General features: G+C 45.3%; 19 protein-coding genes. 11 read left to right on the forward strand and 8 right to left on the reverse strand.

All coding sequences use genetic code 11. The features are described 5' to 3' along the window. The first annotated feature begins 1 nt into the window (after position 1). From R7Z41_RS18265 to rlmM, 6 genes are all read left to right on the forward strand, one after another. A complete protein-coding gene (locus tag R7Z41_RS18265; protein WP_047102078.1) occupies positions 2-949 on the forward strand; it encodes a flagellar motor protein MotB in 948 nt (315 codons plus the stop codon). A gap of 211 nt (positions 950-1,160) precedes the next feature. Then, positions 1,161-2,609 carry a tRNA uracil 4-sulfurtransferase ThiI gene (gene thiI, locus R7Z41_RS18270; protein WP_005383617.1) on the forward strand — a complete coding sequence of 483 codons (1,449 nt, stop codon included), beginning with the start codon at positions 1,161-1,163 and terminating at the stop codon, positions 2,607-2,609. A gap of 510 nt (positions 2,610-3,119) precedes the next feature. Continuing rightward, positions 3,120-4,040 carry a transcriptional regulator GcvA gene (locus R7Z41_RS18275; protein ID WP_005383616.1) on the forward strand — a complete coding sequence of 307 codons (921 nt, stop codon included), beginning with the start codon at positions 3,120-3,122 and terminating at the stop codon, positions 4,038-4,040. Beyond that, a complete protein-coding gene (locus tag R7Z41_RS18280; protein ID WP_053302995.1) occupies positions 4,021-4,644 on the forward strand; it encodes an alpha/beta fold hydrolase in 624 nt (207 codons plus the stop codon). The genes R7Z41_RS18275 and R7Z41_RS18280 overlap by 20 nt, the downstream gene beginning before the upstream one ends. Further along, positions 4,634-5,032: a DUF423 domain-containing protein gene (locus R7Z41_RS18285; protein WP_047010151.1), complete on the forward strand. Its 399-nt coding sequence runs from the start codon at positions 4,634-4,636 to the stop codon at positions 5,030-5,032. The genes R7Z41_RS18280 and R7Z41_RS18285 overlap by 11 nt, the downstream gene beginning before the upstream one ends. Next, the gene (rlmM, locus tag R7Z41_RS18290; protein ID WP_017820611.1) at positions 5,029-6,120 is read left to right on the forward strand and encodes a 23S rRNA (cytidine(2498)-2'-O)-methyltransferase RlmM; all 1,092 of its coding nucleotides are present in this window, start codon (positions 5,029-5,031) and stop codon (positions 6,118-6,120) included. Before R7Z41_RS18285 ends, rlmM begins: the two co-directional genes overlap by 4 nt. 109 nt (positions 6,121-6,229) lie before the next feature. On the opposite strand, the gene xni is transcribed toward rlmM, so the two are convergent. The 5 genes from xni to queF all read right to left on the reverse strand — a co-directional run bounded on the left by xni (position 6,230) and on the right by queF (position 13,695). Beyond that, entirely contained in the window at positions 6,230-7,012 is a 783-nt protein-coding gene (xni, locus tag R7Z41_RS18295; RefSeq protein WP_005381982.1) for a flap endonuclease Xni, read from the reverse strand. A gap of 58 nt (positions 7,013-7,070) precedes the next feature. Next, on the reverse strand, positions 7,071-8,447 hold the full coding sequence (gene ppnN / locus R7Z41_RS18300; RefSeq protein ID WP_005383611.1) for a nucleotide 5'-monophosphate nucleosidase PpnN: 1,377 nt from the start codon (positions 8,445-8,447) through the stop codon (positions 7,071-7,073). Positions 8,448-8,738: 291 nt separating this feature from the next. Beyond that, positions 8,739-10,304 carry a sensor domain-containing diguanylate cyclase gene (locus tag R7Z41_RS18305; RefSeq protein ID WP_005381978.1) on the reverse strand — a complete coding sequence of 522 codons (1,566 nt, stop codon included), beginning with the start codon at positions 10,302-10,304 and terminating at the stop codon, positions 8,739-8,741. Positions 10,305-10,402: 98 nt separating this feature from the next. Continuing rightward, the gene (locus tag R7Z41_RS18310; RefSeq protein ID WP_017635678.1) at positions 10,403-12,685 is read right to left on the reverse strand and encodes a tetratricopeptide repeat protein; all 2,283 of its coding nucleotides are present in this window, start codon (positions 12,683-12,685) and stop codon (positions 10,403-10,405) included. A 164-nt stretch (positions 12,686-12,849) separates the two neighbouring features. Next, on the reverse strand, positions 12,850-13,695 hold the full coding sequence (gene queF, locus R7Z41_RS18315) for an NADPH-dependent 7-cyano-7-deazaguanine reductase QueF (RefSeq protein ID WP_149192382.1): 846 nt from the start codon (positions 13,693-13,695) through the stop codon (positions 12,850-12,852). A gap of 108 nt (positions 13,696-13,803) precedes the next feature. Here queF and syd point away from each other — a divergent pair, with 108 nt between their 5' ends. Further along, a complete protein-coding gene (syd, locus tag R7Z41_RS18320) occupies positions 13,804-14,349 on the forward strand; it encodes a SecY-interacting protein (RefSeq protein ID WP_005381970.1) in 546 nt (181 codons plus the stop codon). 2 nt (positions 14,350-14,351) lie between these two features. Continuing rightward, entirely contained in the window at positions 14,352-15,128 is a 777-nt protein-coding gene (locus R7Z41_RS18325; protein WP_005383605.1) for a Zn-ribbon-containing protein, read from the forward strand. Between the two features lie 126 nt (positions 15,129-15,254). On the opposite strand, the gene R7Z41_RS18330 is transcribed toward R7Z41_RS18325, so the two are convergent. Genes R7Z41_RS18330 through metN form a run of 3 tightly spaced genes read right to left on the reverse strand, consistent with a single transcriptional unit; the run spans position 15,255 to position 17,798 of the window. Continuing rightward, positions 15,255-16,064, reverse strand: a complete 810-nt coding sequence (locus tag R7Z41_RS18330) for a MetQ/NlpA family lipoprotein (RefSeq protein ID WP_005381966.1) — start codon at positions 16,062-16,064, stop codon at positions 15,255-15,257. A gap of 32 nt (positions 16,065-16,096) precedes the next feature. After that, a complete protein-coding gene (locus R7Z41_RS18335) occupies positions 16,097-16,774 on the reverse strand; it encodes a methionine ABC transporter permease (RefSeq protein WP_005383604.1) in 678 nt (225 codons plus the stop codon). Beyond that, positions 16,764-17,798: a methionine ABC transporter ATP-binding protein MetN gene (gene metN, locus R7Z41_RS18340; protein ID WP_005381962.1), complete on the reverse strand. Its 1,035-nt coding sequence runs from the start codon at positions 17,796-17,798 to the stop codon at positions 16,764-16,766. Before metN ends, R7Z41_RS18335 begins: the two co-directional genes overlap by 11 nt. A gap of 341 nt (positions 17,799-18,139) precedes the next feature. Here metN and gmhB point away from each other — a divergent pair, with 341 nt between their 5' ends. The 3 genes from gmhB to treB all read left to right on the forward strand — a co-directional run bounded on the left by gmhB (position 18,140) and on the right by treB (position 21,314). Further along, a complete protein-coding gene (gene gmhB / locus R7Z41_RS18345) occupies positions 18,140-18,691 on the forward strand; it encodes a D-glycero-beta-D-manno-heptose 1,7-bisphosphate 7-phosphatase (RefSeq protein WP_005381961.1) in 552 nt (183 codons plus the stop codon). A 74-nt stretch (positions 18,692-18,765) separates the two neighbouring features. Continuing rightward, positions 18,766-19,713 carry a trehalose operon repressor TreR gene (treR, locus tag R7Z41_RS18350; RefSeq protein WP_033905853.1) on the forward strand — a complete coding sequence of 316 codons (948 nt, stop codon included), beginning with the start codon at positions 18,766-18,768 and terminating at the stop codon, positions 19,711-19,713. Between the two features lie 176 nt (positions 19,714-19,889). Continuing rightward, positions 19,890-21,314 carry a PTS trehalose transporter subunit IIBC gene (gene treB / locus R7Z41_RS18355; RefSeq protein ID WP_005381959.1) on the forward strand — a complete coding sequence of 475 codons (1,425 nt, stop codon included), beginning with the start codon at positions 19,890-19,892 and terminating at the stop codon, positions 21,312-21,314. The last annotated feature ends 31 nt before the right edge of the window (positions 21,315-21,345 follow it).

A 21,345-nucleotide genomic window follows, 5' to 3' on the forward strand; every position in this document is an offset into this window, starting at 1 on the left:
GATGGATGATGAAGATAACAAATGCGATTGTCCGCCACCTGGCCTCCCGTTATGGATGGGGACATTTGCAGATTTGATGTCGCTACTGATGTGTTTCTTTGTTCTTCTGCTCTCGTTTTCTGAGATGGATGTACTGAAGTTCAAACAAATTGCAGGATCAATGAAATTTGCCTTCGGTGTGCAAAATCAGCTTGAAGTGAAAGACATTCCCAAAGGTACTAGCATTATTGCCCAAGAGTTTCGACCGGGTCGGCCGGAACCAACTCCGATTGATGTCATCATGCAGCAAACCATGGACATCACTCAGCAGACGCTCGAATTTCATGAAGGGGAGTCTGATCGAGCTGGTGGCACAAAACGTGATGAAGGCAAGTTAACGGGTGGGCAATCGCCAGAAACGTCAACTCAAAACAATGAATCTGCCGAAGCGGACATGCAGCAACAGCAATCTAAAGAGATGTCGCAAGAGATGGAAACCTTGATGGAAAGCATCAAGAAAGCCTTAGAGCGAGAGATTGAACAAGGCGCCATTGAAGTTGAAAACCTCGGTCAGCAGATTGTTATACGTGTGCGTGAAAAAGGTGCATTCCCAGAAGGTTCGGCCTTCTTGCAGCCTAAGTTTCGTCCTTTAGTTCGTCAGATTGCAGAGCTAGTAAAAGACGTGCCAGGCATTGTGCGAGTATCTGGCCATACAGACAATCGACCGCTAGACTCGGAACTTTATCGTTCTAACTGGGATCTCTCTTCTCAGCGTGCAGTATCAGTCGCGCAAGAGATGGAGAAAGTGAGAGGCTTCTCTCATCAACGTTTAAGAGTACGAGGCATGGCGGATACGGAACCCTTGTTACCGAATGATTCTGATGAAAATCGCGCGCTTAACCGACGGGTTGAAATCAGCATTATGCAAGGCGAGCCTCTCTACAGTGAAGAAGTGCCGGTAATTCAATAACTAGGCTTTAGTTTTAAGTCAGTAAAGAGATAAGAAAGCGAGCAGATTGCTCGCTTTTTTTGTTTTTCCAATCCGCTTGGGTGTATAATCTTGCGCCTTAAAAGTGAGCTCAGACTACTTTTTGTGACTGAAACGCGGTTTTACTGCGTATGAAGTATTGAAGTTGAGTGTCACTCTTTGTTGATTGCGAAACTAACCTGCGAATTAGACTATGAAATTTATTGTAAAGCCCCATCCAGAAATTTTTGTAAAAAGTGAATCTGTGCGTAAGCGCTTCACAAAGATTTTAGAGTGCAACATTCGTAACATCATTAAGAGCCGCACGGAGTCTGTCGCGGTATTTAACCGTCGTGATCACATTGAAGTGACCTCTGAGAGTAACGAATTCCACGCTGAAGTTCTTGAGGTTTTGACTCATACACCAGGCATTCACCACGTACTGGAAGTGAAGCAAACTGAATTTAAAGACTTGCACGATATCTTCGAGCAAGTGCTAGAACTCAACCGTGCTGCACTCGAAAATAAAACCTTTGTTGTACGTGCGAAGCGTCGTGGCAAGCATGACTTTACCTCCATTGAACTAGAGCGTTATGTAGGCGGTGGTTTAAATCAAGCGATTGAAAGCGCTAGTGTTAAGCTACGAAACCCAGACGTGACGATCAAGGTAGAAGTCTCGAACGACAAGCTAAACCAAGTATTGTCTCGTCATAAAGGCCTAGGTGGTTTCCCTCTGGGTACGCAAGAAGACGTGTTAAGCCTGATCTCGGGTGGTTTCGATTCTGGTGTTTCAAGCTATCTTCATATCAAGCGTGGTTCAAAAGTACATTACTGCTTCTTTAACTTAGGTGGTCCAGCACACGAAATCGGCGTTAAGCAGGTTTCTCACTACCTATGGAACAAATACGGTTCTTCAGCAAAAGTACGTTTTATCTCAGTTGATTTCGAGCCTGTGGTTGCGGAAATCCTAGAGAAAGTCGATGACGGCCAAATGGGCGTGATCTTGAAGCGTATGTTTATGCGTGCAGCAGGCATGATCGCTCAGAAGATGAAGATCGAAGCATTGGTAACAGGTGAAGCACTAGGTCAAGTATCGAGCCAAACGCTAACCAATCTACGCCACATCGATAACGTAACTGACACGCTGATTCTGCGTCCACTTATCAACTGGGATAAAGAAGACATCATCAATCTAGCACGTGAAATCGGCACAGAAGATTTCGCAAAGACAATGCCAGAATACTGTGGTGTTATCTCTAAGAAGCCAACCGTGAAAGCGGTGAAAGGCAAGCTAGAAGCTGAAGAAGAGAAATTCGACTTCAGTATCCTTGAGCAAGTGGTTCAAGAAGCTCGCATGATGGACATTCGTGATATCGCGAAAGAGTCTGAGCAAGCCGCACCAGAAGTAGAGCAAGTTCAAGCGGTAGAAGAGCACGCGGTTGTGCTAGATATTCGTAGTCCTGAAGAGGAAGACGATAACCCACTTGAAATCGAAGGTGTGGATGTGAAACATATCCCTTTCTACAAGCTGGGTACACAGTTTGGTGACTTAGACCAGTCTAAGACATACCTACTTTACTGTGACCGCGGTGTGATGAGCCGTCTGCAAGCGCTTTACTTGCAAGAGCAAGGCTTCAGCAACGTAAAAGTTTACCGTCCATAGCTGACTGATAAAATACGTTAAAAGGCGCAAATTGAGACATCAATTTGCGCCTTTTTTGTTTTTGATCGCGTTACAGACAACCATTACTTAGCATAATGTTGAGGCTCATCGCAAAGCCATACACTTTGTGTTGATATAACGATAATTAATCCGAAAGAAGAGTAATAAAGTGATATTGCTGCCAGATATGCGGATGAGATTTTTGATAGATAAAAAAACACCGCCTAACTTAGGCGGTGTAACAAATTTGACAGACAGGTCAAAAATAAATACAGGAAGTATATGTTTTGTCACAGGGAGTGTGGACAAAACATTATGGTAGAAATCTACCTAACTCGAAATACGAGTTTGCAAACACAACATCGCAACAACGAAGCCAATTGATTTCCAAAGAAATCAAGCCGTTCAGGCCCGTGTTGCGGGGTGAAATATAGAATTTATCTGGCTGTTCGACAACGGACATTTTATAATGTTTCAGATTAAAAAAACTAATCCTATTAGAGGTCCCATATGTCTCGCAGATTGCCTCCATTAAATTCGCTTCGAGTCTTCGAAGCGGCTGCTCGTCATCTCAGTTTTACACGAGCAGCAGAAGAGTTATTTGTTACTCAAGCCGCGGTCAGTCACCAGATTAAAGCGCTTGAAGAGTTCTTATCATTGAAGCTCTTCCGTCGACGTAATCGTTCTTTGTTGTTAACAGAAGAAGGCCAAAGTTACTTTCTCGATATCAAAGATATTTTCACCTCGATTGCGGAAGCGACAGATAAGGTGTTGGAACGTAGCGAAAAAGGGGCATTGACGATTAGCCTACCGCCGAGTTTTGCTATCCAATGGCTTGTACCTCGTTTGGCCGATTTTAATGCTCAAGAGCCCGATATCGATGTACGTATTAAAGCCGTAGATATGGATGAAGGCTCACTGACTGATGATGTTGATGTGGCGATCTACTATGGCCGTGGGAACTGGCCAGGTTTGCGAGCAGATAAATTGTACCAAGAGTTTTTGATCCCACTTTGTTCACCTTCATTACTTTTGGGTAACAAACCATTAGAATCTTTAAGTGACCTCAAATTACATACTTTGTTACACGATACTTCGCGTAAAGACTGGAAGCAGTTTGCTCGTCATTACAACATTGAAGGGATCAACGTAAACCACGGTCCTATTTTTAGTCACTCAACGATGGTGCTACAGGCTGCTGCGCACGGTCAGGGGGTCGCGCTCGGTAACAACGTACTCGCCAAACCTGAAATGGAAGCCGGACGACTCATTGCACCATTCGACGAGGTGTTGATATCTAAGAATGCATTCTATGTGGTGTGTCATGAACAGCAGGCAGATATGGGCCGAATCGCAACGTTTAGAGACTGGATGTTAGCAACCGCGAGAAAAGAACAAGAGGAAGTATTGGATGAATCACTGGATAGCTGAGGGACCTGAAAACGGACCGCTGTTTATTTTTGCTCACGGCGCAGGTGCGGGGATGGAGCATGATTTCATGACAGCGGTCGCCAAAGGATTAGTGGAGCAAGGTATTCGTGTAGTGCGTTTTAATTTCCCTTACATGGTGAAACGTTCGGAAGATGGCAAAAAGCGTCCGCCCGATCGCGCGCCAAAGTTGCTCGAAGCATACAGCGAAGTGATCGCTCACTTTACTTCTTCTCCCGTGGTTATTGGTGGTAAGTCAATGGGCGGTCGTATGTCGAGCTTGTTGGCTGAAAATGAGCTGGTGTCGGGCATTGCCTGTTTAGGGTTTCCATTTCACCCGCCAGGAAAGCCAGAGAAATACAAAGGCGAGCACTTAGCAACCATTGAGAAACCTACGCTGATTCTGCAAGGGGAACGAGACACCTTTGGTAAGCGTGAGGAATTCGATGATTTCGTCCTTTCGTCACAAGTAACGGTGAGCTTTTTACCTGATGGTGACCACAGCTTCAAACCGCGCAAGAGCTCAGGTCATACTGAAGTGGGTAACATTGCACTCGCGATAGAGCAGTTAGCGGCGTTTATAAAAGAGGTGTACAGTGAAAAGTAAGTGGTTACTCTCATTCTCTGGTCTGTCTGGGCTGCTTTCGGTCGCTCTTGGAGCATTTGCTGCTCATGGGCTAAAAGCGACACTGGCCCCTTATTTGCTCGGTGTATTTGAGACCGGAGTTCTGTATCAATTTATTCACACGTTGGCGATTGTGTTTTGTGCCATTCTGCTTCTGCTCAATTTGGGACAAAAAGCACAAAAATATTTTTTCATTGCGGCGATTTGCTTTATTATCGGCATCTTTTGTTTTAGCGGCAGTCTTTACGCGCTGGCGCTGACGGGCATTAAGTGGTTTGGGCCAATTACTCCTGTGGGAGGATTACTGTTCATGATTGGTTGGTGTCTGTTCTTTTTTGCTGCGTTCAATATCAAAGAGGTCTCCAAGTGAAACAACTAATGCTCTATTGCCGTTCTGGCTTTGAGAAAGAGTGTGCTGGTGAAATTCAGGACAAAGCGACACAGTTGGAAGTGTATGGCTTCCCTCGTGTGAAGAGAAACTCAGGTTATGTTGTCTTCGAGTGTTACCAAGATGGAGATGCCGACAAACTTGCGAGAGGTTTAGACTTTAAGTCTTTAATTTTTGCTCGACAAATGTTTGCGGTAGCAGCTGAGTTTCAATCGTTGCCAAGTGATGACCGAATTAGTCCAATTTTGAATGAACTAGCAGACATCGAAGCATTCCCTCGTTGTGGTGATTTGAGAATTGAAACGCCAGATACAAATGAAGCGAAAGAGCTACTGAAATTCTGCCGTAAGTTTACCGTCCCAATGCGTCAAGCGTTGCGCGGCAAAGGCTTAATGCTGAACAAAGATAACGCGAAAAAACCAGTACTGCACATTTGCTTTGTTGAGCCTGGCCACTGTTACGTTGGTTACTCTTACACTGACAACAACTCACAGTTCTTCATGGGTATCCCTCGCCTTAAATTCCCAGCAGACGCCCCAAGTCGTTCAACACTTAAACTGGAAGAAGCATTTCATGTCTTTATTCCACGTGAAGAGTGGGATGAGCGTTTGGCACCAGGTATGTGGGGTGTGGATTTAGGTGCATGTCCAGGCGGTTGGACGTACCAATTAGTGAAGCGCTCAATGTTCGTTCACTGCGTTGATAACGGCATGATGGCAGACAGTTTGATGGAAACTGGCCAGATCAAACACCATATGGTGGATGGTTTTAAGTTCGAACCAGACCGCAAGAACGTAACATGGATTGTTTGTGACATGGTGGAAAAGCCAGCTCGTGTTGCTCACCTGATGGGACAGTGGCTGTTAAAAGGTTGGGCAAAAGAGGCTATCTTTAACCTTAAGCTGCCAATGAAAGGGCGTTATGACGAAGTGCTGCAAGACCTTGAAAATCTGAAGCAGTTCCTCATTGATAATAAGGTAAAGTTCAAGCTACAAGCTAAACATTTGTATCATGATCGTGAAGAGATCACGATTCATATCCAATGTCTGTCGAATATTTCACCTTACTAACTTTATTCCCCGAGTCTTTTGGGAATAGTGATTAGAATAGAAAAAGCGCCTTCAAATGGCGCTTTTTTAATATCTGCCGGATTTCATGGTGTGAAACTACCATCGGACACTACTCCGCTTTGTTTGGCCCTAAAAAGCGAATATCTTGCAAGTTAAAGCCTAGTTCTATATCGCACTTTAAAGCGGCGACGCGTTTACATAAACGAGCAGACTCAATGTGCTCATCCAATTTTTTACGGTATTTCGGTACGAGATCTTCACTAGCGTAGGCAGCTTCAATACTCTCAAACTGAGTGAGAATCTCTTTCGCTGCTTTCGGGCCAATTCCAGGTACGCCCGGAACCTGGCTAGAGCTTATCCCTGTCAATCCCCAGTAATCCGCTAGTTGACTTGGTTTTACGCCGAACTCTTTTTCGATAAATGGTTCATCTAACCAACGATGTTGGAAATAATCACGGATTTGTAGGGTAGGGGAAAGTAGCTGGCAGTAACCTTTGTCAGTCGAAACGATGGTGACTTTTTCACCATGGCTGGCCACTTTCGTTGCGAGTGTAGCAACCAAATCATCTGCTTCATCGCCTTCAGACAGCAATGAATCAATACCTTGCTCCCACCACGCTTGTTGAATCGCATCTAACCCTTGCAGTAGTGGCAGAGGCATTGGTTTTCGGTTTTGCTTATAGTCAGGGAGAATTTCAGCGCGCCAACCTCTGTCTTGTTCGTGGTGATCAAAAACTGCGATGATGTGTGTCGGGTTGGCCTCTGACAGAATGCGAGTGAGGGTTCTTTGCGTTGTGGTTATGGTTCTTGCTATGTCGGTTGGATCTGGTTGTGCTGAGTGCACTCGGCGGATCAGGTTTAGGGCATCAATGATAACAAGATGAATAGACATAATGACTTAGCAATAAAAAAGGGGCGTAATGCCCCTAGTGTAACGAATGCTAGCCTGACTATCGACCACCAATTTCCGGGTGAGCGATTCGATAACACGGTTCGTAGTCTGAACCGCCAGGTAATTTCATTCGGTGCTGTTCGACAAAGTCTTTTAGCAACTTATCGAGTTTTTTCATGAGGACTGCGTCGCCATGAATGGTGAAAGGCCCTCTACGTTCTATTTCTCGAATGCCTTCAGCCTTTACGTTACCTGCCACTATGCCAGAGAAGGCTTGACGCAAGTTGGCCGCTAAAACTTGCGGTTCTTGATCTAGGCTTAAATCCAATTGTTCCATCGACTCATGAGTAGGCTCGAATGGCAGTTGGAAGTTTGGCTCAATTTTCAATGACCAGTTAAAGCTGTACGCATCGCCTTTCTCTTTTCGGTGAAGGCGTACCGAGTCCATGGAGCGTTTCATAATACGAGCGACTTCTGCCGGGTCGTCAATGATGATCTCGTAGTGCTTTTGCCCTTCCTCACCAAGTGTGTCGCGAATGAACTCATCAATAGAGCGGAAGTACTCTTCACTCTCTTTTGGTCCTGTTAATACGATAGGCATTGGCTGATCGGCGTTATCCGGGTGCATCATGATGCCAAGAATGTACAGTAGCTCTTCCGCTGTGCCCGGGCCACCTGGGAAAATAACGATACCATGAGCCATACGGACGAAAGCTTCCAAGCGCTTTTCGATGTCGGGCATGATGACCAGCTCATTTACTATTGGGTTTGGTGGCTCGGCCGCAATAATCGAGGGTTCGGTTAAACCAAGATAACGTTGCTGAGTATAACGTTGCTTTGCGTGCCCAATTGCTGCACCTTTCATCGGCCCTTCCATTGCACCAGGGCCGCAACCTGTGCAGATGTTAAGTTCACGCAGGCCCAGTTCGTTACCCACTTCACGTGTGTACTGATACTCCACTCCATTGATAGAGTGACCACCCCAACATACGACAAGATTCGGTGCGATACCTGGAGTTAATGCTCTGGCATTACGAAGAATGCCGAACACGAGGTTCGTAATGTGAATTGGGTTAGTAAGGTTGAGCCGCTGGGCGTCTGCCAAATGCATGTTTACGTAAACGATATCACGCAATACGGAGAACAGATGCTCTTGGATACCTTTAATTATTTCGCCGTCAACAAAAGCGTGCTCTGGCGGATTAGTCAGCTCAAGCTTAATACCACGCTCACGACGCACGACGTTGACATCAAACGATTGGTATTTATCGAGCAGTTCTTTCGAGTTATCGGTATGGCTACCGGAGTTCAACACCGCTAATGTGCAATTACGGTACAGCTGATAAAGTTCACTCGAGGCTGTGTTCTTTAAGCGCTCTACTTCTAGTTGAGATAGCAAGTCCATGCTACCAGCGGGGCTTATATGGGTAATCATAACGCCTCCTTGTGTTGCATTAATTTGAGGGAAAGTACCAACTTACCTTTTTGGTGTTATACGTATGGTTTGATGAAAGGTAGTTGGCCGATTTGGTTTTATGGTTATCAACTCCCAAGCAACCTCAAGATGATACATTTGCCTTTTATAAATACATCATCTTGAAGTGACTTGGGTTTTTACAGCTTAGCAGACTAAAAGGGAAGAAATGTGATAACTCGTTGAAAATGGGTGGTTATAAAGCGTAGATTGCACCAAATTTGGTTTGTTTGCTCGCTTTTTGTACGAATCTTAGCTCCAGTTAAGCTGGTTTGTTCCACGTTTTTTAGCGTCCGCAAGCATCTTGCCAAGACGATCGAGCACATACTCTGGCGTATCGGACTCTTTGAAAGACGTCGATACAGCAGCTAAGGTAATCATGATATTTTGCTCACGGAACTTAAAGGGTAATTGGCTAATATCACGCTGGATATGCTTAATCAGATCCAGTGTGTATTCTTCAGATTGTTCCGGGACGAGTAGAATAAACTCCTCGCCACCAAAGCGAGCCACTGTTTCCGTTTCTGATACGCGCTTGTTAATAGTACGAGCGATGATCTTCAGCGCTTTATCGCCAGCCGTATAACCATAGCTATCATTCACCGCTTTGAAGTTGTCTACATCAAATAGCACAACACGAAGGTTTTGCTGAGAGCGAATCCAACGGCGATACTCTAGCTCTAGTCGATCGTTAAATGCAGTGCGGTTATAAACTTTAGTCAGCGGGTCGAGCAACATACGCTGAGCTTGGTCATCTAAGCGTCGACGATAATCTTGCGTAGTTTCAAATACCGCTTCGAGTTGGTTCTTACTGTAACTTAACCGCTCTTGCAGCGCTTGCTCTCGCTCTTCCGTCATTTTCAGTCGCTCTGTCAGCGACGCCATTTTTTCGAGAAGAGGCGTGATTTCTTTTTTCACAACCGCGATATCTTGAGCTTGATTAAGTGACTTTTGGCTTAATTCAACCAAGCTGTTCATTTCTGTGTTGAGCTCTTGGCGGTGTTCAAAGTAGGTATGATGCTGGTCGACGTTCTGATGAACGGTTTTTAGGTTACTTGCGAGAGAAGTGTTCAGCTGATCAAGGAATTGGCTTGACGCCTCGCGCTCGAACTTTGTTGCTTCGACAACCAATTTCAGCGTTGAGAGCGTAAGCTCAATGAGAGACTCGGCACTCACGCCAAGGAGCAACTTAGCGCGAATATCCAGCAATCTATCGCCTGATTCTCCCTCGAAATCCAGCTCTGTAATAGTATGTTGAAGGTCGCTGGCCAAGCATTCAAGTTGAGATCTGTCAGGATTGTTTTCAAATTCACTAAGATGTAGACGTGAATTAGACGTAATGATTTTCAGAGCGCGTTCGTAAATACTCAGTAGCTTAGTGGCTTGATCAGCTTTATTGCTGGCGTGAACTTCAGAGAAACTCATCAGGTTCCGTAGTTCACGTTTTAACTGCGCAGGTAAGCCCGTGACACGTTGCAGTGTTTCACCACTGTGCTTGATTTGTTCGTCAAGGTAACCGTTTTGTTTATCCATCGTCTTCGACTGCTGTTTGAGCATCCTCTCTAATACCGCTAAACGCGGGATAAGAGTGCTGATATCTTTTTGATGTTGCAGCTCTTGTTGGATTTCAAATAGGTAGTTGGATACCTGAGTGTTCGAACCCTGGCAAGCTGAAGACAATGATGCCACAACGCGTTTAAGAACTTGTTGTTCACGTTTGAATTTGAGTGAAGTATCACGATGAGTCAGTCTGAGTTGGTCAAGTTGACAACTCAGCTGATGCAGCTGCGACTGAATATCGGATTCCAAGATTCCCATGAAGTGACTACGGTTAAGTCCATGTACTACTGACAATTATCTGATAATAACAAAAAACTTTATAGCGTCATTAGTTATTACGTTCAACAGGCGTTTAATTATCCATTTTTTAATATTTTCTTGATGTCGTCCTCATTCTTGTAGGACGAATGGATCTTGATCAGGCCTTGGCTAATGGCATGTTGACAGGCAGTTCTTATGTTACCTGTTGCAAAGCTAGCAGCAGGCGCATTATCGATGGCTTTTAAGAACACCCAGTGGCTTTGCTTATCCTTCAAGCTGACTTCTCGTGCGATGTGAGTAGCAAGCAATAACAGATCGAGTAATTCCTCATCGTTAATTGCAGTGTAGGCTCGGGGTAAGAACGGATAATCGCTGATGCCCATACGAATAATACGATTGACGTTGTGCTGCTGTGCGAACTCATCCACCCAAGTCTGGAATTTTTCGAACATGACTTCGGCAGAAGCATCACGGTCAGCGTTCGGTTCTATGTAGAGTAAGTTCGCATCTGAGAAATGGTAAAGACGCGACGGTTTTTCTATTTTTTCCGCAAGGAAGTCGCCAAATGCCCGTTCTAGTTCTAGACCTGCCTTATAGCCGTTATGGACGTACATGCTTCGTAAGAATGGCAAATCGATCATAACAAAGCGTAGGCGATCATTAAGTGGTTCGTGGATCAATTCACCCATTTGCCATTGCTCGAAAGTTTCGCTCGACTTTTTCAATGAGCGAGAAAGCTTAACATTCAGCATACGCAAGTTACGTAAACGAGAGCGAGAGTGGGTGAAGAGGTCGTTACGCAGTTTTTCGATTTCACTTGCTTGGCGCTGCATAATGACACCACGGCGCATAATGAACAAAAACATGACCAAGACAGTAATAAACAATGCAAATGAGATTTTCTGGAATTTACGATGCTCTCTTTCCACTTGCTCTAAGCGTTCTGATTGACCGATGTAATGGATGGTTTGTTCGGCAAATTCTTTTTGCTGACGGAACGCATCCTCACTGATTTGGTTAAGCTGCTTTTGTTCTAGACGAACGAGGTTGGTGTATTTTTTATAAGCTTGCAGAGAAAGTTTGTATTCGCCTGCCTGCTCGTAACCCAACCCAAGTAAACGGTATGACTGCTGCTTAATGAAGTTGTTATTTTCAGGTGACTTTTCAGCAAGTGCTAACGCCAGCTTAGCATTAGTAATGACGTCTTTACTGTCATTTTGATGATAAGCCAGACCTGACTGAAGCAGGGCAGCCTTTGCTTCAAGCTTAGGAATATTGGTGTATTCTAAAAGCTCTTTAGAGCGGTCTAAGTACTGCTCTGCTAGCGCGTAGTTATAGAGTTGTAGGTAGGTAGCCGCCAAGCTTAAGCGAATTTTAATGATTCTATTGATGTTCTTACTGGTACTTTCATGGTCAAGCACGTTGAAGTAATGCACTAACGCAAGGTTAAACTTACCCTGATAAAAGTAGATGTCGCCCATTTGCTCTAGGACGTCCGCTAGGATCGGAGAGCTAGGGTAAGAGTCATAAAAATCTGCGGCTTGAGATAAGTATTCGATCGCTTTGTCGTACACTCGTCGCTCCTGGAAGAGCCTAGCCAAAAGGCGATTCACTTTTGCTAATCTTGCACCACTGTTACTTTCAATAGATTGCCAATAACCGTATAGCAGCTCTGACAAAGCCAAATTGTATTTCTTGCTATTGAGGTAAAACTCGCCGACGGCTGTGTAGTAGTCGATCAAGGCTAACTCAGAGCGGCTATCGTCAAGCATGGTCTTTGCTTCAGAGTACAAGTTTTCCGCTTTAATGATATCGCCACTATGTGAAGCGAGGAGTGCTCTTTGCATCACTAGTCGGTAGCGAACGCTGTCGGTGCGTTGTAATACGGCATCGGCTTCATCGAGCTGTTGTTCAATTTGGTTAAGCGTGTCTTCCGCTTTTGAGTAGTTTTCGTCGTACATCCAAATCATTTGGTTGCGCATCAGCTGGAGATCTAAGTCCATGTACGGCAATTGATATTCTTGCGCTAAGCGTTCCGCTTTATTTAGGTGCTCGATAGCCGAACGAACATTACCCATGGCGTAATCTGCCTGAGCGATAATCTTGTGCGCTTCGATGGTGCTGCTTGGTGTGCGAACGCTACGATCTGTTTCGTCGCGAGACATGGCTGAAGGGCTGTCACTTTCTTTGCGTTCTGTTAGTTCACGCTGTGACAAATAGTTGGTTGCCGCTTGTTTTGCTTGTGATGGCTCTATTTCCGCCAATTGTTGTGCTTCGTTGAGTAACGCGGACGATAAAATGGTAGCATGAAGTGGCTGTACAAACAGCAAGCAAAGAAAGCCAATCAACTTGAATAGACGCGAACTGTCCCAAAACATCCTTTCGTTCCCTCGAACTGTTTTTAGATATGGCGATAACGGCGAAAAGCCTCAATTAGCCGTTTAAATGCGGGTTGAAGCCATTTGATATAGTAACATGCCTGGACAATAAAAACGTCCGGCAACCCTTTAGATTGCCGAACTTATTTCTGTTGCCTATGCGCTTACTGACGAGCCATACGGTGATTGTGAGCTGGCTTATCTTGTTCCGTTGAGCGGTAAGGGTTGATATCCAAGCCTCCACGGCGCGTATAGCGGGCAAATACGGTCAGTTTGCTTGGTTGGCAATATTTCATTAGATCCGTAAAAATACGCTCTACACACTGTTCGTGGAACTCATTGTGCTCGCGGAAAGACACTAAGTAACGTAACAGCTTCTCACGATCTATTTTTGCGCCTTGGTAGCGAATTTCTACACTGCCCCAGTCGGGTTGGTTAGTGATCAAACAGTTTGATTTCAATAGGTGGCTATGTAGCACCTCTTCAACTTGTATTTCACCTGCCGCACCTTCAAGCAAATCGGCATCAAAATCGTAACTGGTGATGTCAATGTCTTGGTCATCTACACATTCACCGTCCATTGTCACGATAGGTTGATTGGTATAGTGGGTCACTGGATTCACCTCAACCAGCACCTTTTCACCTGCGCATTCAGAAAGGTCTTGTGTTAAACGCTCAGTCACTTCTTCCCAGCTTGCAAAGCGGGTTTGGTTATAGCTGTTTAAGTACAGTTTGAAAGACTTCGATTCAATCAAGTTTGCGCTGGTGGCTGGAATGTATACTTCGCCAACGGCCACTTGTGGTAAACCTTTACTATTTAACCAAGACAGTTCGTACAGCGTCCAAATGTCGTGCCCCATGAAAGGCAGAGTATCGCCTAACTGGAGGTCATCTCGGTTCAGGCTGCGAGGGACTGGTTGCAGCAAGCTTGGGTCATACTGGTTCGCATACTCGGTCGTTTTACCTAGTGTTAAGCCAGCAAGCTCTTTAGCGTCAGAATATTTGCTCATACTTTGTGGTCGTTTTCGATTAGAATGGCGAGAATTTTACTGAATCCGCTGGTCAATTGCCATCCGGCAAGTACGGCTATCTGATAAATAAGGAATGAGGAGACCTTCATGACCCAAAACGTTACTCAGGCGCTACAAGAGTTCAGCCTGCGCTACCAACAAGCTTGGCAAGCTAAGCACAATGAGTTGCCAAGCAGTGAAGAGCTTGCAGAGCTTGTTTCTCCTTGTGTCGAAGAGAAGCGTGATGGAAAGGTGCTTTGGAAAGCGGTCGCACGTGATGAAATGGCCGATTTCACCAATGTGGAAAATGCGATTGAGTTGTCACTGCAAGATGATGTTAAAGCCTTTTATGGTTCTCAATACTGCGCTGATATGGAGGCAACTTGGCAAGGTAATTCGTTGACGCTGCTGCAAGTGTGGAGCGATGACGATTTCGTGCGTCTACAAGAAAATATTCTTGGTCATTTGGTGACGCAGCGCCGCTTGAAACTTAAACCAACAGTATTTATAGCAGCGACAGATGAGGAAATGGATGTGATTTCTATTTGTAACCTCACTGGCAATGTGATTCTAGAGCGTTTGGGCACCTCTAAACGTGATGTATTGGCAGATTCATTGGTTGAGTTCTTGAATAAGTTAGAGGCTGCCGTCTAAGTATGTATGTTGTTGAGTTGCAGTTTGAGTGTTTTGATAACACCACCGTCAGCGCGGTAGACAAAGCCATTAATGGCTTGATGGATGCTCTGCGTTACAACGGCCAAGTATTAGGTCGTGAATTCCCAATAGTGATGGGAGAAGGTGAATTTTTCGTTCGTGTTGTTTGCCCAGAACAAGACAGCTTGCATCCACGTTATCACTCAGATTTCGTCAAAGTGTGCATGAACCGTTTGTCGGATGCGTCTTTGCTTGCACCGAAAATGCGCATGCTGGGGCGTGATTTGAATTCAGAACAAGCAGCCGAAGAAGAGACACCTAGCTGGCAAGTGTTGTACACGACTTATGTTCATACGTGTTCGCCTTTGCGAAGTGGTGAAACCCTGTTGCCAATTCCTTTGTATCGTAATGAGCCAACACTTAATGGAGACCATAAAGCCGTCATTAAGTGGCAGACTGAGTGGCAAGCGTGTGATGAAATCCAAATGGCAGGGGGTTGCCGAGCGGAACATGCGGCGCTGCACGAAATTTGCGATGTGGATAGTGTGCTGTTTCGCCGAGGTTGGGACTTACGTGGCCGTATCGAATACATCACGAAGATCCCTACGTACTATTACCAGTATCGTGTCGGTGGTCAGTCGCTGGAGAGCGAGAAAGCGCGCAAGTGTCCAAAATGCGATGGCGAGTGGCTACTCGATGAGCCACTACATGACATATTTCATTTTAAGTGTGATGACTGCCGAATCGTGTCGAATATCTCTTGGGACCATCTTAAGTAGCGAATTGAAGCTACTTAAATGGGTAGATAGACAAATAGAAAGGGCTGATGTTTTCACATCAGCCCTTTTGTGTTTAGAACGTTTATGTTTAGAACGTTGTTTTCAGTCATGTTTTGAAAAGTGGGATTACCAACCTTTCACAACACCGCCTTTGAACAGCTCTTTTGCCGCTTCGTAAACTTCTTCCGTTTGGTAAGCTTTTACGAAGTTTTGTACGTTTTGCGCATTAACATTTTCTTCGCGAGCGACAATTAGGTTTACGTATGGTGAGTCTTTATCTTCAACGAACACGCCGTCACGCTCTGGCGATAGGTCGATAGAGCTTGCGTAAGTGGTGTTGATGATAGATAGCGTTACGTCATCCAATGAACGCGGAAGCTGTGGGGCTTCTAGTTCAATGATTTCGATATTTTTAGGGTTGCCTACGATGTCACGTACTGTAGCGAGTAGACCAACGCCATCACGTAGCGTAATCAAACCTTGTTGCTCAAGAAGCAGTAGTGAGCGACCTAGGTTAGTTGGGTCGTTTGGTACTGCGATGCGTGCGCCATCTTGAATTTCATCAATTGATTTTACTTGCTTTGAGTAACCAGCAATAGGGTAAACGAATGAGTTACCCGCGATAGCCAGTTTGTAGCCGCGGTCTTTCACTTGTTGATCTAGGTATGGTTTGTGTTGGAACGCATTCGCGTCTACTGAACCATCATCCAGAGCGGCGTTTGGTGTTACGTAATCGGTAAATGTTACTAGCTCAACGTCTAGGTTGTATTTCTCTTTTGCTACTTTAGCGGCAACTTCGGCTACTTGTGCTTCAGCACCAGCAATAACGCCAACTTTTACTTTGTTTACGTCTACTTCTTTGTCGCCGCAACCCGCTAGAGCAAGAGCAGAGGCAGCCGTTGCTACAGTCAAAAGACCTTTAAGGCTAAATTTCATCTTTATCTCCTTATAATTTGTATTTTTGATACTTATCTGTGGTCTACACGGCGCACCACTGCGTCACCGATAGACTGAATAATCTGTACTAGAACAATCAACATCACGACAGTCACGGCCATGATAGTTACATCGTAGCGGTGGAAACCGTAACGAATGGCTACGTCACCTAGGCCGCCGCCGCCTACCGTACCCGCCATAGCTGAGTAGCTAACGAGAGTGACCAAGGTAATCGTTACTGAGTTAACAATAGTCGGCATTGCTTCAGGTAGTAGAACTTTTGTGATGATCTGTGTTGGTGTCGCCCCCATTGACTGCGCTGCTTCCACCAAGCCTGTCGGTACTTCTAATAAAGCACCTTCAATAAGACGAGCGACAAAAGGAATGGCGCCAATAGTCAGTGGGACGATTGCTGCGGTTGTACCGATAAAGGTTCCAACTAGCATTTTTGTCACTGGAATAATCGCAACCATCAGTACGAGGAATGGCACAGAACGACCAATGTTAACGATAGCGCCTAAGCCGCTATTTAGTTTGGTGTTTTCAAGTAGGCCGCCTTTCTTAGTAATATGGAGGATTACGCCTAATGGAATACCCACAGCAAAGCCGACTAATCCGGCAACCGCAACCATGTAAAGCGTTTCCCACGTTGCACCTAAAAGTAGTTTGCTGTTTAAGCTCAGCCATTCAGAAATCGTATTAAAGGACATAACCAAGTACCTCTACTTTTACGTTGTGCTTACGCAGGTATTCAAGAGCTGCGTTGTCATCTTCTTCGTTACCAAATAGCTCTGCGACCATCATGCCGAATTTCACGCCACCAGCGTAATCAAGGTCGGAACTCAAAATACTCACATCAATATTGTATTTACGAGAAATTTGCGACATTAACGGTGCATCGACGGTTGCGCCAGTAAACTCTAAGCGAACCAACGGGTAGCTGCCATCAACACGCTCTGCTTGCAGACGAGCTTGGTAATCTTCAGGAATGGAAAGATCCAGCGTTGAGCGAATGAATTGGTGTGCCAGCTCTGTCTTAGGGTGCGCAAAAATATCGCCAACGGTGCCTTTTTCCACCAGCTCACCACCACCGATGATTGCTACTTCGTGACAGATACTTTTTACGACTTCCATTTCGTGAGTGATAAGTAAAATCGTGATGTTGAGTTTGCGGTTGATCTCTTTCAATAACTCAAGGATAGATTGAGTTGTTGCCGGGTCTAGCGCACTAGTGGCCTCATCACAAAGCAGCACGCTAGGATCGGATGCCAATGCACGAGCAATTGCCACACGCTGTTTTTGGCCGCCACTTAAGTTAGATGGGTAGCTCTCGTGTTTGTCGGCTAAGCCTACAAGCTTTAGCAACTCAGTTACTTTTGTTGTGATTTGCGATTTGTCTTTACCTGCCAGTTCTAGTGGCAGTGCTACATTATCAAACACAGTACGAGACGAAAGCAGGTTAAAGTGCTGGAAGATCATGCCAATGTTACGGCGTGTTTCGACTAGTTGTTTTTTGCTGAGTTTGGTTAGATCCACACCATCAACGATGATGGAACCAGAGGTCGGCGCTTCTAACATGTTTACGCAGCGAATCAGCGTACTTTTACCAGCACCTGATGAACCGATAACACCAAAGATGGTGCCTTTGTCGATGTGTAGGTTAATGTCTTTCAGGGCAAGGATTTCCTTACTGCCTTGGTAGAACACTTTATTGACGTTTTTTATTTCTATCATGTTTCAACCTGCCCAAAGATACGGGGAACTTCGCTGTCAAAAACGGCCTTTGACAGAACTTAATGTTGAGCTTTATCTCAATTTTCAGTTGATGCTATGGGTTAAGCAGAATGAAGTCAATAGATATTTTTACGTCTAGACGTCTAAATGTATGGATGTTCTGTTTTGAAACGAAGATGTATAGATAACAAGCAGGAGGTAGACGGCGGGGCACCCTCAGATTTACCGATTCTTGCCCAACAAATCAACCGTTTTGTCGAGGCCTAGAATGAATTAGATAGTGTTGAAGTTTATAAGGTATGTAATAATCTGATTAAACCGAGTTAATAGAGAAATACGTTTTGGCAAAACCTGCTGTTTTTATCGATCGTGATGGCGTGATAAACGTTGACCACGGCTACGTTCATGACGAACATGATTTTGAGTACATTGATGGTGTATTTGAAGCGACGAAAGCGCTAAAAGATAAAGGCTACCTTCTAGTGTTAGTGACGAATCAATCGGGCATCGCACGCGGTAAATTCAGTGAAGACCGTTTCTTGTCTCTGACTCAATGGATGGATTGGAACTTTGCTGATAATGGTGTTGAGTTCGATGGTATCTATTACTGTCCACATCATCCAGAACATGGCATTGGCGAGTACAAGCAAGATTGTGAGTGCCGTAAGCCAAAACCAGGTATGTTCATTTCTGCGCGTGACTTCTTGAAGATCGACATGGAGAAATCTGTGATGATCGGCGATAAAGCTGAAGACATGATGGCAGCAGAAGCGGCAGGCGTTGGCACTAAGATTTTGGTTCGCACTGGTAAGCCAGTAACGGAACAGGGCGAAGCCATTGCAACGGTAGTATTGGATAGCATTGCAGATGTGCCTGCGTACTTAAACAAGTAATATTCATTACTGACTGAGATAAGGGAAGCCACTGCTTCCCTTTTGTTTGATTCCTTCTTTTAATCTGAACACTTATGAGCAAAAAACTCACCATTCTTGATATCGCAAAATTGGCAGGCGTGGGCAAATCGACAGTAAGCCGTGTGCTTACTAACGATCCAAAAGTGAAACCCCAAACGCGAGAGAAGGTAGAGCAAATCATTCGTGAATCAGGCTACGTCCCATCAAAGTCGGCGCAGTCGATGCGTGGTGGCAGCCAAAAAGTCATTGGGGTTATCATCTCCCGTTTGGATTCACCATCAGAAAATCGCGCCGTTGGTACCATGCTCAATGCTTTGTATTCCGCTGGTTATGATGCGGTGATCATGGAGAGCCAATTCGATCGCGATAAAACCAATGAACATTTGGATGTGCTTAAACGTCGCAACGTCGATGGGGTGATCGTGTTTGGCTTTACTGGATGTGATGAGCGAGCATTGGCGGAGTGGGGGAATCGTATCGTCGTGATCGCGATGGACACGCAAATGGTTTCCTCGATCAACTACGATAACCAAGGTGTGATAGACATGGCTTTGTCTCACCTTGAGCAGCAATCTTTATCTCGCATTGCTTATATTGGTGTTGATCCTGAAGACAAAACCACTGGCTTAGCTCGTCTAAATGCTTATAAAGCTTGGTGTCAACGCAAGCAAATTACACCTTGTTTCCAAACGGGTAAGTTGAGCCATGAAAGTGCTTATCAGTTGGTAGACAAAGTCCTTCAATCTGATACTCAGGCCATCGTGTGCGCCAGTGACACTATCGCGTTGGGCGTGATTAAGCGTCTTCAAGAGTTAGGACGTGAAGACGTGGTTGTGACAGGTGTTGGTGGTAATGAATTGCTCTCTTTCCTTTTCCCTAAAGTATTTAGTGTCGACCCAGGTTATACCCTTGCAGGTGAGAAGTCCGCTAACATGCTGATCAATCAATTAAATGGCGATGAGGAAGTGGTTCACTTTACTCAACAGCCTATCGTTTATTGACCCACACTAAAACGATCTGCTCTAAAATTATACTGTGATCACTCTCAATTAATGGGACTGTTCCCATTTTGTTTTTTGCCTTCGGATGGCAATATTAAAATCAAGAAATGGGAATGTTCCCATTTATAAAAACAAAATGATGAATCGAATGTATCCAATACAGGGTGGACAAAGTTATGAGTAAGATTGCGCGTAAAGACGTGGAGCGTCTTATTGAGCTGGTCGGGGGGCCGGACAATATTGCCAGTGTAAGTCACTGTTTAACTCGCTTGCGTTTTGTTCTAAATGATACGGACAAAGCAGATACGAAACAGTTAGAAGCATTACCGATGGTGAAGGGCTGTTTTACCAACGCAGGCCAGTTCCAAGTGGTTATCGGTACTGAAGTGGATGAAGTTTACAAGGTACTGATCGGACTGACGGGTAAAAGTGAAGCCAGCAAAGACGAAGCGAAGAACGCTGCTCGTCAAAACATGAATATCGTTGAGCGTGGTATTTCCCACCTTGCAGAAATCTTTGTACCACTGCTACCAGCGATCATCACCGGTGGTCTGATCCTTGGTTTCCGTAACGTGATTGGCGACATCAAGATGTTTGATGGTCAAACGCTAACGGAAATCAGCCAGTTTTGGGCAACGGTACACTCTTTCTTATGGCTGATTGGTGAGGCGATCTTCTTCTTCCTACCAGTTGGCGTGTGTTGGTCGACAGTGAAAAAGCTCGGCGGTACTCCGATTCTGGGTATCACGCTTGGTGTGACATTGGTTTCTCCGCAGTTGATGAACGCCTACCTGATTGGTAAGCAAGTACCCGAAGTGTGGGACTTTGGCTTATTCGCCATCGAGAAAGTGGGCTACCAAGCGCAAGTGATTCCGGCAATGCTCGCTGGTATGGCACTGGCGTTTATTGAAACCAACTTAAAACGCATCATTCCGTCTTACCTTTACCTAGTGGTTGTGCCGTTTGTCTCTATCATCGTGTCTGTGATTCTTGCGCACTCTATTATTGGTCCATTCGGCCGTATGTTGGGTGACGGCGTTGCTTTCGCAGCAAAAGCAGCCATGACAGGTGACTTCGCAATGATTGGCTCAACCATCTTCGGCTTCCTATACGCGCCATTGGTCATTACTGGTATTCACCACACCACCAACGCGGTTGACCTTCAATTAATGCAAGAGCTAGGCGGCACGCCAATTTGGCCTCTGATTGCGCTTTCAAATATTGCTCAAGCGTCTGCGGTCGTCGGCATCATTATCATCAGTAAAAAACATGGCGAGCGTGATATCTCGGTGCCTGCGGCTATCTCTGCTTACCTTGGTGTGACCGAGCCGGCGATGTACGGTATCAACTTGAAATACAAGTTCCCAATGCTGAGCGCGATGATCGGTAGTGCGTGTGCTGCTGCTATTTGTGGTAGTGCGGGCGTAATGGCGAACGGTATCGGTGTGGGCGGTTTGCCGGGCATCTTGTCTATCCAACCGCAGTTCTGGGGCATTTTTGCTTTGGCTATGTTAGTCGCAATGCTAGTACCTGCTGCATTAACGTTAATTCTTTATAAGCGTGCACAAGCCAAAGGTGAGCTTGAGCCTGCAAACGCGTAATTCTATTTGAGGCAGTGACTGGGCTGCCTCC

Origin of the sequence: Vibrio sp. 1457, assembly GCF_033340195.1 — a bacterium.
In the GTDB taxonomy this organism is placed as follows: Bacteria; Pseudomonadota; Gammaproteobacteria; order Enterobacterales; family Vibrionaceae; genus Vibrio; species Vibrio alginolyticus.